13 protein-coding genes are annotated in these 16,485 nt (G+C 32.1%); all 13 read left to right on the forward strand.

The genetic code is table 11. The features are described 5' to 3' along the window. Positions 1–4 precede the first annotated feature (4 nt). A complete protein-coding gene (locus tag CLPA_RS01560; protein WP_003440847.1) occupies positions 5–892 on the forward strand; it encodes a LysR substrate-binding domain-containing protein in 888 nt (295 codons plus the stop codon). Between the two features lie 627 nt (positions 893–1,519). Then, positions 1,520–2,098: a molybdenum cofactor cytidylyltransferase gene (gene mocA / locus CLPA_RS01565; protein WP_003440849.1), complete on the forward strand. Its 579-nt coding sequence runs from the start codon at positions 1,520–1,522 to the stop codon at positions 2,096–2,098. Positions 2,099–2,237: 139 nt separating this feature from the next. After that, a complete protein-coding gene (gene yqeB / locus CLPA_RS01570) occupies positions 2,238–3,038 on the forward strand; it encodes a selenium-dependent molybdenum cofactor biosynthesis protein YqeB (protein ID WP_003440854.1) in 801 nt (266 codons plus the stop codon). Between the two features lie 396 nt (positions 3,039–3,434). Next, positions 3,435–5,021: an N-acyl-D-amino-acid deacylase family protein gene (locus CLPA_RS01575; protein ID WP_003440857.1), complete on the forward strand. Its 1,587-nt coding sequence runs from the start codon at positions 3,435–3,437 to the stop codon at positions 5,019–5,021. A gap of 161 nt (positions 5,022–5,182) precedes the next feature. Further along, positions 5,183–6,367 (forward strand): YgeY family selenium metabolism-linked hydrolase, encoded by a 1,185-nt coding sequence (locus tag CLPA_RS01580; protein WP_003440861.1) that lies wholly within the window; start codon positions 5,183–5,185, stop codon positions 6,365–6,367. A 222-nt stretch (positions 6,368–6,589) separates the two neighbouring features. After that, positions 6,590–7,972: a dihydropyrimidinase gene (hydA, locus tag CLPA_RS01585; protein WP_003440863.1), complete on the forward strand. Its 1,383-nt coding sequence runs from the start codon at positions 6,590–6,592 to the stop codon at positions 7,970–7,972. Positions 7,973–7,989: 17 nt separating this feature from the next. Beyond that, a complete protein-coding gene (gene ssnA, locus CLPA_RS01590; protein ID WP_003440866.1) occupies positions 7,990–9,327 on the forward strand; it encodes a putative aminohydrolase SsnA in 1,338 nt (445 codons plus the stop codon). A gap of 134 nt (positions 9,328–9,461) precedes the next feature. Then, a complete protein-coding gene (locus CLPA_RS01595; protein WP_003440868.1) occupies positions 9,462–10,550 on the forward strand; it encodes a 4Fe-4S binding protein in 1,089 nt (362 codons plus the stop codon). Positions 10,551–10,633: 83 nt separating this feature from the next. After that, on the forward strand, positions 10,634–11,200 hold the full coding sequence (locus CLPA_RS01600) for a nucleotidyltransferase family protein (RefSeq protein ID WP_003440871.1): 567 nt from the start codon (positions 10,634–10,636) through the stop codon (positions 11,198–11,200). Positions 11,201–11,247: 47 nt separating this feature from the next. Further along, entirely contained in the window at positions 11,248–13,386 is a 2,139-nt protein-coding gene (locus CLPA_RS01605) for a xanthine dehydrogenase family protein molybdopterin-binding subunit (RefSeq protein WP_003440874.1), read from the forward strand. Further along, positions 13,370–13,846 (forward strand): (2Fe-2S)-binding protein, encoded by a 477-nt coding sequence (locus CLPA_RS01610; RefSeq protein ID WP_003440877.1) that lies wholly within the window; start codon positions 13,370–13,372, stop codon positions 13,844–13,846. Before CLPA_RS01605 ends, CLPA_RS01610 begins: the two co-directional genes overlap by 17 nt. Continuing rightward, a complete protein-coding gene (locus CLPA_RS01615; RefSeq protein ID WP_003440879.1) occupies positions 13,840–14,703 on the forward strand; it encodes an FAD binding domain-containing protein in 864 nt (287 codons plus the stop codon). The genes CLPA_RS01610 and CLPA_RS01615 overlap by 7 nt, the downstream gene beginning before the upstream one ends. A 316-nt stretch (positions 14,704–15,019) precedes the next feature. Next, a complete protein-coding gene (locus CLPA_RS01620; RefSeq protein WP_003440882.1) occupies positions 15,020–16,474 on the forward strand; it encodes a glycosyltransferase family protein in 1,455 nt (484 codons plus the stop codon). Positions 16,475–16,485: the final 11 nt, after the last annotated feature.

A 16,485-nucleotide genomic window follows, 5' to 3' on the forward strand; every position in this document is an offset into this window, starting at 1 on the left:
TATTGTGATAGAGGAATTAAAGACCTTTATTGCTGTAGTAGATAAGAAAAGTTTTACTAAAGCTGCTAATTTCATTAATATATCTCAACCAAGTGTTAGTTCGCATATATCCATTTTAGAAAGATATTTCAATACAAGATTAATAGAAAGATCAAATAAACAGAAGAATATATTAATTACACAAACTGGGAAAATTTTATATAAGCGGGCTAAACAGATGATAGGATTCTTAGAGGAGACTAAAGAAGAATTAAACAATTATCATAATTCCATTTCTGGGACTTTAAAGATTGGGGCAAGTATGACTATAGGAGAATTTTTACTTCCTTCCATATTGGGTGATTTTATTAAAGAATTTCCTGAAGTAAAGCTGGATGTTACTATAGAAAATACTAAGCATATTTATGATAAATTTAAAAATTATGATATAGATATAGCTTTAGTTGAAGGTACGGTGCCAGTAGAAAATTATGTATATAAAAATTTTTACAAAGATACTATGGTTATCGTGGTACCATATTTATCTTCCCAAAATTTAAATTCTAATTTAAAAGACTATCTGTCAAAACAAACCTGGATACATAGAGAAGAAGGTTCGGGAACAGGAGAAAACCTGAATATTTTTCTTAATGATGAAGATATACATCCTAAAAATTTTATTGTATTAGGGAGTAATTATGCAATAAAAGAAGCGGTTAAAAATAATCTGGGAATAAGTTTTATTTCATCTTTAGTAATTAATGAAGCAGTTAAAAATAATGAAGTAGAGGTTATTTCTATAAAGGATAATTATAATAGATATTTTTCCTATTTAGTACATGAAAATAATATTTCTAGATTGGCATCCGTGTTTCTTGAAAAATTAAAATTGTACAGTAATATAGATAATTAAATTATAAAAAAATTTTATATAAGTGAATATATAAAGAAATATTGTCAATAATTAAAAGGTAATGAAAATTATTCATTATATTCCCCTAAATTTTAATATATAAATTTTGAAAAGGTACACTAGGTTAGAGTGTACCTTTTGTTTTTTGTATATAATTTACTTGAATAAATTTATTAGTGTACTGAATTATAATTATATTGTAGTTAATAAATTATCTATTAAATAATTATAGATAAAAAAAGGAGAACGTAAAAGTATGCTACCCTTATGTTCTCAAAATAAAATGTTATTAAACTGGTTATCTATTATTTAAAGCAAAATGCATAATAGCAATATTTTAGTGCCTTAAGTTAAATAATTTAAATATTATATAATTATGAAAGTGGCACTTTTATAGTATGATTTACTATGATGTAATTATATAACATGTACAAGATATAGTCAAATGGAAAATACGAAAAAATATTATCTGTTTAATGTTAATATACATTATATAATATTAAAATGTTATGTTTGGCATGGAGTCAGTGGTTTGTGGCTTAAGTTATATTATAGTATATGCTAAATATGTGGAATGAAATTTGCTAATATATATTATAGATATCTTGATAGGAAAGGAATTATAATATGAATATAACAGCTATAATAATGGCCTCTGGATATGGAAGAAGAATGGGGAGAAATAAGTTATTATTAAAATATAAAAATAAAACTTTTATGGAACATATCTTGGAGAATATTAGAAAATGTGATTTTTATAGTAGAGTAATTGTAGCAAGAGATGAAGGAATTCTTGGATTGGCTGAATCACTAGGATTTAAGGCTATAGAAAATGAACAGGCGTTTAAGGGTCAGAGTGAGTCTATAAAGCTTGGAATAAATAATTCTCCAAAGAGTGATGGATATATGTTTTTTACTGCAGATCAGCCTCTTTTAGATATTGAAACCATTGAGATTTTAATGAAGACTTTTAATGAAAATAAATATAGTATAATAATTCCGAAATTTCGAGAGAGAAGAGGAAGTCCAGTAATATTTGCCTCACGATTTCTTAAAGAATTACAGGAATTACAGGGAGATGTGGGAGGTAAAAAAGTTATAGATAATAATAAAGAAGCTGTAGTTTTTGCAGAGATTACAAGAGAAGAAGTACTTTTTGATATTGATACCTATGAAGATTATTGTAAATTAATAAATTTAAAATAGCGGCACAATTATTACTTAAATGCAAGGTATTATAATGCTGAGCGGGGCAGGTTTATTAATGCTGATGCCTATGGTGGAAATGTGGGAAATTTGCTAGAATATATTTATTTAATTAATTGTAGAAAAGAGATGATAAATTTTGTTTAGTGAAGTTGTTATTGTAAGAGGTGGGGGAGATATTGCTTCAGGAGCTATACAAAAGTTATATAGAAGTGGATTTAGAGTTTTGGTTCTGGAAGTGAATAAGCCTAGTGCTATTAGAAGAAAGGTATGCTTTAGTGAGGCTATATATGATGAAGAGACTAATATAGAGGGCATAAGAGCTGTCAGAGTAAATTGTGAAGCTGAAATTTTTAAGGCATGGAGAGATAATGTAATCCCTGTAGTTGTAGATCCAAAGGGCAAATATATAGAGCTTCTAAAACCTGAAATTGTAGTGGATGCAATACTGGCTAAGAAAAATCTTGGTACAAATATGAATATGGCACCTTATACTATTGCACTGGGGCCTGGATTTGAAGCCGGAGTTGATGTGAATATAGTGGTAGAAACTAATAGGGGGCACAACTTGGGAAGGTTGATATTTGAAGGGAAAGCAGCAAAGGATACAGGAATTCCTGGAGTGATAGCAGGATATTCTAAAGAAAGGGTAATATACAGTCCTGCCAGTGGTATTATAAATAATGCAAGAGATATTGGAGATATAGTAAATAAGGGGGATATACTCTCATATATAGGTACTGAAACTGTTAAAGCTACTATAGATGGGGTGCTGAGAGGAACTATAAGAAATAATACGGAAGTTTTTAAAGGATTAAAAATAGCAGATATTGATCCAAGGCTTTCAGAGACAAAAAATTGTTTCACTATTTCTGATAAAGCTAGGAATATTGGTGGAGCAGTATTGGAGTCCATTTTGTATCTTATTAGAAACAAATAAATTTATCATATTAGAAATTTGATTATCAAAATGATATAATTTATCATAAAGATAAACAAAAAAATATCATAATTTTAATAATAACTATAGTGTAAAACAGGCTTTAATTTGACAAAGTAATAAAAAAAGACCTGTTTTTTTAATTGGCATAAATTTTGCTACATAATATAAACATACATTAAAAATATTATAGATATCCAAACTCATAATTTAATGTTGATAATAATGTATAACTTTATTAGATTAATCTAAATTTATACTTCAAGTTGTATATCTATAAAATAGGAAAATAAAATTATTACAAAGGGTTTGTATTAATATATAGTAATTTATTAGAAAGATATAAGGATATGGTAAAAATTTTCAAATATAATTGTATAAAGGGGTGATCATCGGATGGATAAGATACTTATAAAAAATGGGTTTATAATTGATGGTACAGGTAAAGATAGATTTTTAGGAGATATACTAATATTAGATGAAAATATTTATAAGATAGGTAATATAGATGAAAGAGATGATTGTAAAATAATAGATGCCAAAGGAAGGGTTGTTTGCCCTGGATTTATAGATACACATAGTCATTCTGATTTACAGGTGCTGGTGGATGGATATATAGAACCTAAAGTGAGGCAGGGTATAACTACAGAAGTTTTAGGACAGGATGGAATATCTATGGCACCACTTCCAAAGGAATATGTAAGTCCTTGGAGAAAAAATCTGGCAGGACTTGATGGCGACAGTGATAAACTTTCTTGGGATTGGAATAACACGGAAGGATATCTTAATTTATTAGAAAAATCTGGTATAGGACCTAATATGGCCTATCTAGTACCCCATGGAAATGTGAGAATGGAAGTTTTAGGGCTAGATGATAGACAACCCAATAAAGAAGAAATAGAAAAAATGAAGCAGGTGTTGGAAAGAGAACTAAGGGCTGGAGCAGTTGGCTTTTCTTCTGGTCTCATATATATGCCTTGTGCTTATGGAAACACAGAGGAAATTATTGAACTTTGTAAAGTGGCAGCAAAATGTGACAAGGTTTTTGTAGTTCATCAGAGAAGTGAAGCAGATACTATAGTGGATTCCATGAAGGAAATAATAAGAATAGGAAGAGAAAGTGGAGTTAAAATTCATTTTTCCCATTTTAAGGTGTGCGGTAAAAAGAATTGGGGTAAGATAGATGCTATGATTGCTCTTTTAGATGAAGCTAAAAGGGAGGGTATAAAAGTATCCTTGGATCAGTATCCTTACGTAGCAGGGAGCACCATGCTTGGAGTAATACTCCCACCTTGGGTACATGATGGGGGAACAGACAAGCTTTTGAAAAGACTTAAAGATGAGGATTTGAGAAAAAAGATGATTTATGATATAGAAAAAGGTATACCTGGATGGGATAATTTTATAGACTTTGCAGGGGTTGATAATATATATGTCACTAGTGTTAAAACTGATAAAAATAAGGATTGTATAGGTAAAAATTTAGCTGAGATAGGTAAGCTTAGGGGAAAAGATGCCTATAATGCAGCTTTTGATCTTCTCTATGAAGAGGGAAATGCAGTGGGTATGTATGATTATTATGGTAAAGAGGAACATGTAATTAAATTTATGAAAAGAGAAGAACAAAATGTGTGTACCGATGGATTACTTGGAGGTAAACCTCATCCGAGAGTATATGGCACTTTTCCAAGAGTACTTGGCAAATATGTGAGAAGAGAAAAGGCACTTACACTAGAAGAAGCCATATACAAGATGACTTCAAAACCAGCTGCGGTATTTAAGTTTAAGGACAGAGGAAAAATATCTGAAGGAAAGAAGGCGGATATAGTAATATTCAATCCTGATACAGTTATAGATAAGGCTACTTTTATAGAACCGGATCAATATTCAGAAGGTATTGAAACTGTAATCATAAATGGGAAAATAGTTCTTCATGATGGAAATAGATCTAAAGAGTTAACAGGAAAAGTAATAAGGGAATAGAGAATGTTAAGTAAATATATATTTTATAAGTAGAATAGTAAATAGAAATTACGCCATTGTAATATGTATAGGATAATATACATAATGATATGATTTTATTGGATAATAGCAATGGTTTATTTATAAAATTAAAATAGGAATTATATTTGGAGGTAGTATAAATGATATCTAAGGAAAGAGAAGCAGAAATAATAGAATTGTGCCAGGATTTACTTCGTATAAGAAGTTACTCCGGTGAAGAGGATGGAGTGGCTGAAAAGGCAAAAAAAGCTTTTACAGCTATGGGATATGATGATTTTTTTGTAGATGAATATGGAAATATAATAGGGCATATAAAGGGAAATAGAGAAGGTAAAAAGATACTTTTTGATGCACATATAGATACTGTAACAGTTCCTGATGAGACAAAATGGAGCCAAAATCCTTTTGGCGGAGATATAGTAGATAACAAAATATATGGAAGAGGAGCTTCTGATATGAAAGGCGCTTTTTGCGCTATGATTTGTGCTCTATCATATTTTGCCAAGGATACTAATAAGAATTTTGCAGGAGATATTTACGTGGCAGGAGTTGTTCATGAAGAGTGTTTTGAAGGGGTTGCAGCCAGAAAGATAAGTGAAAAGGTTAAGCCAGACTACGTGGTCATAGGAGAAGCTTCAAATTGTAATCTTAAAAGAGGCCAAAGGGGAAGAGCAGAGATATTAGTAGAAACCTTTGGAAAGCCAGCTCATTCAGCCAATCCTGAAAAGGGAATAAACGCAGTTTATGAAATGAATAAGTTAATTGAAAAGATAAGACATATAGAAAAGAAAAATGATGATTTTCTTGGAGATGGAATTCTAGAACTTACAGATATAAAATCTTCACCTTATCCTGGGGCTTCTGTAGTACCAGACTACTGTAAAGTAACTTATGACAGAAGACTTTTAGTAGGTGAGACTAGGGAAAGTGTATTGAAACCTATTTTAGATATAATCAGTGAAGCAGAGAGAGAAGACTCTAGTTTTAAAGCAAAGGCAAGTTTTGCTTCAGGAACTGAAAAATGTTATACGGGAAATACTATTGAAGGTGAGAGATTCTTTCCAGGATGGGTTCTTGATGAAAAGGATGAGTATGTACAAAAATCCTATAAAGGACTTATAGAGGCAGGATTAAAACCAGAAATAACTCACTATTCCTTCTGTACCAATGGCAGTCATTATGCAGGAGAAGCTGGTATAAAAACTATAGGGTTTGGACCTTCAAAGGAAAATCTAGCTCATACTATAGATGAATATATTGAAATAGAACAGCTGCTTAAGGCAGTTAAGGGTTATTATGCTATAGCTAAGGCTAATCTTGTTTAGTTGAAAGTTGATAGTGGAAAGTTAAAATCGTTACCAAGAACGCATAAGCCATTATCCCCCACTTTGATAGAAAAGCAGACAAAACAAAATTTATTTTGTATTTGGTCGCTGTACAGAGTGAAAGTGGAGAGGTAAAATTTCAATTTTGCGTGAATAACTATACGGAGTGCTATGGAAGTTATGGTATAAAACAATAACAGGAAATTAGAGGGGGTGAATTATATGGATACATTAATAAAAAATGGAACTATAGTTACTGAAGGCAAGGAGTTTTTAGGAGATATTTATATAAGGGATGGAATAATCGTAGAAATAGGGGAAAATATAGATAAGACTGCAGATGAGATTATAGATGCCAGGGGAAAGTTTGTGCTTCCCGGTGGAGTTGATGCTCATACCCATCTTAATATTCATATGGGAGACATAGTAGCCAAAGATGATTTTTATACAGGAACAGTAGCTGCTGCCTGCGGCGGCACTACTTCTATTATAGACCACATGGGTTTTGGACCAAAAGGCTGCAATCTTCATCATCAATTGAAGGTATATCATAAATATGCTGCTGGAAATGCAGTTATAGATTACGGTTTTCATGGAGTGATTCAGCAGGTAGATGACAGTATAATCAATGAAATTGAGTCTATGGTTAGAGATGAAGGTATATCCAGCTTTAAGATATATCTCACTTATGACAATAAAGTCAGTGATGAAGAAGCACTAAAGGTACTTATAAAACTAAAAGAACTGGGAGCTGTTACTACAGTACATTGTGAAAATGATGGTGTTATAAATTATTTTAGAAATCTATTTGTCCGTGAAGGGAAAACGGATCCCATATATCATGCTTTAAGCAGACCGGAAGAAAGTGAATCAGAAGCTGTAAATAGGATGATTAGCCTAGCAGATGTTGCTGGGGATGCACCGCTGTATATAGTACATGTATCCTGTGAGAAGAGTATGGAGCATATAGTAAAAGCTCAAAGGCAAGATAAAAATGTAATGGCAGAAACCTGCCCTCAATATCTGTTTTTAGATGAGACTATGTATAGAGAAAAAAATCTTCAGGGATTAAAGTATATAATGAGTCCCCCTCTTAGAAAAAAAGAAAATCAAGATTTACTTTGGAAGGATATATCAAATAATAATATACAAGTGGTGGCAACAGATCATTGTCCTTTTGATTTTAAAGGAGACAAACAAAGGGGAAAAGATGATTTTACAAAATGCCCTAATGGTGGACCGGGTATAGAGACTAGAATACCTTTGCTCTTTTCTGAGGGAGTTATGAAAGGTAGAATTGATATAAAGAAATTTGTGACTATAGTGAGTACCAATCCAGCAAAAATATTTGGATTGTATCCTAAAAAGGGAACAATAGGTGTAGGATCAGATGCAGACATTATAATTATAGATCCAGAGAAAGAAGTTACATTGTCAAAAGCAATGCTTCATGAAAATGTAGATTATACTCCTTATGAAGGTATAAAATTAAAGGGATATCCTGTTTTGACTATGGTTAGAGGAAAAGTTGTAGCTAGAGATAATGTGTTTGTTGGAGAAAAGGGCTATGGAGAATATTTATCTAGAAAGTCAAATATCCTTTAGAAAGGATGAAATATAATATGCTTATAAAAAATGGAACAATTATTACCTTTGATGAGAAGAATACAGTTATAGAAAATGGTGCTGTTTATATAGAAGATAATATAATAAAAGAAGTTGGGAAATCCTCGGATTTGGAGAAAAAGTATAATGGAGAAGAAACTTTGGATGCCAATGACAAGATAGTAATGCCTGGACTTATATGTTCACACTATCATGCCTATAGTGCTTTTGCCAGGGGAATGATTTTAGATGGGGAACCAGCTTCCAATTTTATAGAGGTTTTAAGAAAAGTCTGGTGGAGATTAGATAAAAAGCTTACTTTGGAAGATGTGTATTACAGCGGATTAGTGTCTGCTATAGAGGCAGTAAAAAGTGGTACTACTACTTTAGTAGACCACCATGCCAGTCCCTATGCCTGTACAGGTAGTCTTAACGAACTGAGCAGAGCTTTTTCTAAGGTTGGAGTAAGAGGAAATTACTGCTATGAAGTATCTGAGAGAGATGGCACTGATATAGCAAAAGAAGGATTATATGAAAATTATAATTTTATAAAGAAGTGCAATGATGACAGAGATGATTTGATAACAGGATCTTTCGGACTTCATGCCGCTTTTACAGTATCTGATGATATCCTAAAAGAAGCAGCAGCTATGAGAGATGAACTTCACTGCGGATTTCATGTACATGTATCAGAAGGAAGAATGGATGAGGAATTAAGTCAATATAATTATGGAAAAAGTGTAGTAAAAAGGCTGGAGGATATGAATATCCTAGGAGAAAAAACTATAGCTGTACATGGCGTAAACATAGGTACAGATGATTTAGATATATTAAAGAAGACCAATACTATAGTAGTTCATAATCCTGAATCCAACATGAATAATGCGGTAGGGATACCTCCTGTTTTAGATATGATGAATAAAGATATATTGGTAGGACTTGGGACAGATGGTTTTACTGGAAATATGTTTAGAGAAATAGAAAACCTTTATGTGGTGCATAAATTTATAAAGAGTGATCCAAGGGTTATGAGTGTTCCTGAAACTATTAAGCTGGCTTTTCACAATAATGGTGAAGTAGTGAGACGAATATTTGGAAAGCCTGCAGGGGCTATTAAACCAGGCAGCTTTGCAGATTTGATAGTACTAGATTATAATAGTCCAACACCTTTAAATAGTTTAAATGCAGGAGGACATGTTATTTTTGGAATGAACAGCAATAATGTAATCAGCACTATAATAAATGGAAAAATAGTTATGAAAAATAGACAATTAGTAAATGTAGATGAGGAAGCAATTATGAAAAAGTCAAGAGAAGTTTCTAAGAACTTATGGAGCAGGTTAGCTGATAATTGAAGGATGAATTTAGATGGTATGTGACAGTTATTGAAATTTCATAGAAAAATTTTTCAGTGGTGAAAATTATACTATCAAAGCGGCCTTTAAACATGAAGAACAATATATTAATTGATAAATGGGAGGATACACAGATGGCAAATTTAAAAGTAAAGATAGACGGTATGGAGTTTGAAAATCCTGTTATGGTTGCAGCAGGACCGCCTTCAAGAAATGCAGAAATGATTATAGATTGTGTAAAAAATGGAGCTGGAGGGGTAGTAAGCAAGACCATATCCACGGAGGCGGCTCATATACCTAAGCCTTGTATGGCAGATTATAAGACTAGATTTTTAAATACAGAGCTTTGGTCAGAACTCAGCCCGGAGCATTGGATTGAAAAGGAATATGAAAAGGCTAAAACCTGCAAAGCACCTTTGATTGTTGGAATGGGATATACCCCGGAGCAAATAACAAATTTAATTCCAAGAGTGGATAAGTTTGCGGATGCCTACGAAATATCCAGTCATTATGTGGGAAGAGATATAACTCCTGTAGTAAATACTTTGAAGGCAGCAAAAGCCTGCACTAAAAAACCTGTATTTATGAAGGTAAGTCCGGGAATTGCAGATATAGGTGAATTTGGAAGAGCTCTTCAGGAAGCTGGAGCAGATGGATTAGTTGCCATTAACTCTGTGGGACCCTGTTTTGCCATAGATATAGAAACTGGCCTTCCTAATATGGGAAGCGAAGCAGGTTACGGATGGATGTCTGGAGCTGCAATAAAACCAATAGCCTTAAGGCATGTGTATGAACTTTGCAAGTCAGTAAAAATTCCTGTACTGGCAGTAGGAGGAGTTACTAAAGGTGAAGATGTTATTGAAATGTTTATGGCGGGTGCATCAGCAGTTCAAGTCTGCACTCAGGCTATAGTGGAAGGAAATAAGGCTTTTAGAAGAATAGTAAAAGAGGCGAATAATTGGCTTGATAGTCATGGTTATAAATCTATAGAGGATATAAAAGGTATAACTATAGAAAAGATGAAGGCAAGAAAGGCACCTCAGTATGATACTGTATATCCTGAAGTGATTGTAGATAAATGTATTGGATGTGGAAAGTGTAAGGAAAGCTGTGTATATCAAGCTATAACTGTGGACAATAAAAAAGCAGCTGTGGATAGTTCTAAGTGCTTTGGATGTGGTCTTTGCACAACTCGATGTCCAGTGGGAGCTATAAAGCTTTAATTATGACAATATAAAATCCTTAAATAGTTTCCAAAGATAAGATTTTGAATATATTTAGTAAGCGAAAGGATTGGTGAAAAAATATGAAAATAGAGGGTATAATTTTGGCGGCGGGTTTTTCATCAAGGGCTAGAACTTTTAAAATGGCTTTGGACTTTAAAGGTAAAACTGTAATTGAGAGATCTGTTGACAGTATGAAAAGCTGCTGTTCAAAAATCTATGTAATTAGTGGTTATAGAAGAGAGATAATAGAAGAGATACTAAAGGGTTATGAGGATGTAGATGTGGTTTTTAATGAAAATTTCAAGGAAGGTATGTTTAGTTCAGTAAAAGCAGGAATTAAAAAGCTTAGGGGAGATAAGTTCTTCTTAACTCCAGGAGATTATCCAGCAGTTAAGGAGGATACTTATAAGGCACTTTTAACTTTAAGTAAGGATGTAGTAATTCCTACTTTTAAAGGTAAAAAGGGTCATCCCATATTAATGAATACTCCAGTGGCAAGAGAAATTTTAAGTAGTGATAATTACAGTAATTTAAAGGAGTTTACCATAAGTAAGGGATTTAGTACTGTAGAGGTTCAGGATATGGGGATTTTACGGGATATAGATACCATACAAGACTATGAAGATTTGTTGAACTTAAAATATTAGAATATGCTTAAAATAAAGTAAAAGATATATCAGAGAGGAGGATTATTATGTTAATTAAAGATATTAGTAAACCTGTAAAGAGAATAGATGTAGATGGAAAAATATGCGGTACCACAAGGTATTTAGCTGACATAGAATTTAAAGATGCATTATATGCAAAGACTTTGAGGTCAGAAAAGGCAAGGGCTAAATTGCTCTCTATAGAGTTGCCTGAAATACCAAAAGGATATTTTATCGTAGATAAAGATGATATACCAGGTAGAAATAAAGTGAGAATAATATTTTATGATCAGCCTTTTTTTGCAGAAGATACTGTAAATTATATAGGAGAACCGATTCTCCTAGTAGTAGGACCAGATAAAAGAAAAGTTGAGGAGATAACTTCAAGTATAAAGGTGAATTATGAAGAACTCCCAGGGGTATTTACTATGGATCAGGCTGAACAATGTGATGAGCTTATACATGGAGATGACAATTGTTTTGTAGATTATAAATACTCTAAAGGTGACATTGACAGCATAAAAGATAGAGCAGATCATGTATTTGAGAGAAATTATAAAACAGGATATCAGGAACATATATATCTTGAACCTCAAGGAATGGCAGCTTCCTATGAAAATGGACGTATTAAGGTTATTGGTTCAATGCAGTGTCCTTACTATGTAAAAGATGCTGTAGTAGAGGCTCTTGGAGTGGAGTATGATGGAGTTCAAATAGTACAAAGTAATACTGGTGGTGGTTTTGGAGGAAAAGAGGAATATCCTTCGCTTATAGCTGGTCAAGTAGCAGCAGCGGCTTTAAAGACTAAAAAAACTGTTAAACTCATATTTGATAGAGACGAGGATATACAATGTACTACTAAGAGGCATCCTTCAGATATAACTTTAAAGACCTATGTAGATAAAGAATATAAAATAATTGGTGTAGAAGCAGATGTAAAACTTGATGCCGGAGCTTATTCAGGAATATCAAATATAGTGCTCCAAAGGGCAATCTTTGCAGCTATAGGAACTTATAATGTAGAAAATGTAAAGGTCAGGGGAAGAGCTTTCGCTACTAATAATATAGTCACAGGGGCCTACAGAGGGTTTGGAGCGCCACAATCCTTTCTCGCTTTGGAACTTAATATGGAGTATATTGCTGAAAAACTTAATATAGATGTATTGGATTTTAAAAAGAAGAACTTTCTTAAAAAAGGAGATCTGTCTTCTACCGGAGGCTTATTCAGAGAAGATATATTGCTTCCAGATATTATCGATACCATAGAAAATATGTCTGATTACAGTAAAAAACGTAAAAATTATAAAAATACTCTTAAAGGGATTGGTATGTCTGTGTTTTTTCATGGGGGCGGTTTTACTGGTGATGGAGAAAGAGATATTATAAAGGCAAAGGTAAAATTAAAGAAATATGCTGATGATAAAGTGGAAATACTTATATCTAATGTGGAGATGGGACAAGGGGTTAGCACCAGTCTTAGGAAGATTGCAGCTCATACTTTAGAGATACCGCTGGAAGATGTTATATTTGTTAATCCTGATACAGATAGAGTTCCAAATTCAGGACCGACAGTGGCTTCAAGAACTACTATGGTAGTTGGAAAAATAATTGAAAATGCTGCTGCTGAAATGAAGAAAAACTGGGTGCCGCATAAGGAAATGGAAGTTATGAAAAAATATGTACATCCAACAGGCTTCAGCTGGGATGCAGAAAAATTTATTGGAGATGCCTATAATACTTATTCCTGGGGAGCTAATGTGGTGGAAGTAGAAGTTAATCCGGTGACCTATGAAGTGGATGTAAAAGGTGTATGGACAGTTTATGATATTGGGAGAGCTATAGATGAAAGAATAATAGAAGGACAAATAGAGGGTGGAGTAGCCCAGGGGCTTGGATATGCCAGCATGGAAGTTATGAGATCAAAAGAAGGAAGACTGATTCAAAGAACTAATACGGATTATGTTATACCTACTTCTAAAGATTTTCCTAAAATACACAGTAAATTAGTTAACAGCCCTTATAATAATGGACCTTCAGGGGCTAAAAGTGCAGGTGAACTTACATTAATAGGAGCACCCTCAGCTTATGCCATTGCTGTGCAGAACGCCATAGGGAAGCCGCTTAGTGAAATACCTGTGACACCAGAATTGTTAATGGAGGTGATGTCTCATGAACAAAAAAATTAAGTTTAATTTAAATGGCGAAGAAACAACATTAGAAGTAAATCCACTTAGAAGACTTTTGGATTTATTGAGAGAGGATTTAAAGCTTATATCTCCAAAAGAAGGCTGTGGTCAGGGAGAATGCGGGGCATGTTCTGTTATATTAAATGGTAATCTAGTTAATTCCTGCTGTATTCCTGTAGGTAATATAGAGGGGGCTAAGGTTATAACTATAGAAGGACTTATTGGTACAAAAGAATTTAATATTTTGAAAGAATCCTTTGATGAAGCAGGAGCAGTACAATGTGGTTTCTGTACTCCTGGTATGATAATAGCTTCCTATGCACTGCTTACTAAAAACAGTAAGCCTAATGAAGATGAAATAAGATCAGCATTATCGGGCAATTTATGTAGATGTACAGGATATGATAAAATAATTGATGCCGTTAAAATAGCAGTAAAAAAGGGTGAGAATATATGGTAGATAAGAGTAAAAAAGAAATAATAACTTATATGCCTGAAAATCTGCAGGAAGCGCTTAAAATATTGGATAAAGATGAAGTTATAATTCTTGCGGGAGGCACTGATCTCATGGTGAGAAGAAAGAGTCCCTCAGGACTTATACCTAGATTTGATAAAAATACTTTATTTATAAATAATATAAAAGAGCTTAAAAATATTTATAAAGATGATAATTATTTGAATATAGGAGCAGGATGTACACTTTCTCAGATTAGCAATAATGATATAATACCTGACTATATAAAGACTGTGATATCAGATTTTGCATCTCTTGGCATAAGAAATGCAGCAACTATGGTGGGAAATATATGTAATGCATCACCCGCTGGGGATACTTTGCCTCTTTTATATGCACTTGATGCAAAGGTACTTATAAAGAGCCTAAAGAAAGAAAAATTAGTGAGTATAAAGGACTTTATTACGGGTCCTGGCAGGCATATATTGAATAAAAATGAAATGGTAGCAGAAATAAAACTGCCGCTGGAGGAGTTCAATAAATTTTATTATAAAAAGGTGGGAACTAGAAAGGCAACAGCTATATCAAAGTTGTCTTTTGTTGGAATTGCAAGAGTTAAGGATAATATTGTGGAAGATATAAGAATAGCCTTTGGTGCCGTAGCTCCTACTGTTGTTAAATCAGACATTATAGAGAGGGATATTATAGGAAAAAGTTTTAAGGAAATAGATTCAATTAAAGCTCATATTATAGAAGAATACTGTAAATTTATAAATCCCATAGACGATCAAAGATCTAACAAAAAATATAGAAAGAAAGTATCAATAAATCTATTGGTAGATTTTTTTAAACATTTAAGTTAGTCAGATGAAAGAGATATTTTGTAAAAAACTAGACTTGATTTATCTAAAATGCTATAATTCTTTATTAGAAATGAAGAGAAATAAAAGAATTGTTTGGCCATTTTGGATAGATTGGTGTAGTTTTTTTACTTTATGATTTATTCTATTCATAATAATTTTTTATAGATATTTAGAAAAAAATTTTAATGTTTAATAGTTTATTTATTTAATTGAAACTAAATTGTCACAAAGGAATGTTAAAGTATAAAATGATTGGCTTTAATATATAATTTTTTATATATTAAAAAGTATTGCTGTATTAGAAGGGGTATGTTTTGTGGAAGAGTTCAGAAGAGAGAAATATAAAGTTAAATATTTTATAATTTTAATTTATTTATTGGCATTTTTATTTTTTGGGTTCAAGATGTTATTTTATTCGGAACATGTGGGAAGATTTCCTGATGAAATTACTCATATTTCTTATATTTCTTATCTTGAAAAATCTCATGAAATAATTCCAAATTTTAAAAATATGACTATACTACAAGAAGTAAAATCCATTGATAGTACAACTTCCGCCTATACTTTTGGAAGTAATTTAAATTATTTAGGTCATCCGCCTTTGTATTATCAAATCATGCGGTTAAGCGGATCCATAAAGATTGACAACAATTCTGTAATTGTTAATCTTGTTAAGCTGCGACATTTTAATATGATTTTTAGTTCATTAGCTATTATACTTATTCTATATATTGGATATACTAGAATTAATAAAAATCCATTATTACATTGCCTCTATGCAGTTATAGTAATATCTGTACCAATGCTTGCTTATGATTCAGCAGGTATTAACAATGACAACCTAGCTCTGCTTGGATTATCTGTTTTTGTATTGGGATTGTTACGGTTTTCCGAGAAAAATAGAAATTTTAGCACTTACCTTATAATAAGTTTAGGTGTATTTCTTTCATTTATGTCTAAACTTACAACCGGACTAGTAGTTTTTATTTCATTGCTCTTATATATTGTTTTACTGATAATAAAAGAAAAGAATCTATGGTTTTTAATATCCAAAAAGGCATTTTTTACTTTACCAATTTATATTTTGACAGCTATGTATTACATTATAGTATACTTTCAAACAGGAACTATTATGCCTACATATAAAGCATTAGATCCTCAGGGATATTATGCATCAGATTTTTATGTAGCTGTGGAAAATCGCATGCATATGGATTTTGTAGAGTATATATCATATTTTAGCAAAAACTTTTTGAGGAGTTGGACTGGTATAGCTTCCCATGTTTCGCTTATAAAGGAAGATAGCCTTCTTTCCATAAATAACATTGGCTTACTAGCACTTTTAATTGTTCCAGTGATATTAATATTTAAAGTAAAAAAATCTACGAAAAAGCATTCTGATGTACTAGCATTAATTGCAGTATATTTAGGGATTGTGATATCAATAGTAATACAATGTCTGCGTGCTTACAATGAATTTACTAATGTTTCTGGATATTTAGGAGGGTTTCAATCCAGATATTATTTATGCGGAATATCTGTAATAGCTTTAGCAATAGTGAAAATTGTTAGTGATTTTTTGAAAGATGAAGAGAAAAGATCTGAAATCAATTTAAATTTAGAAAGTAATCTAGTAATTCAACATTATTCTACAAAAAAGGTTTCAAATACTAGAAGATTCATTATATATAGTATAAGTTTGTTTTTTATTTTCTTACTCTTATATGAAGACTTCATATATTTCTTAATTAATTTTAAAGACTATTTATAATTTTAATAGAA

This window comes from Clostridium pasteurianum DSM 525 = ATCC 6013 (assembly GCF_000807255.1).
GTDB lineage: Bacteria > Bacillota > Clostridia > Clostridiales > Clostridiaceae > Clostridium_I > Clostridium_I pasteurianum.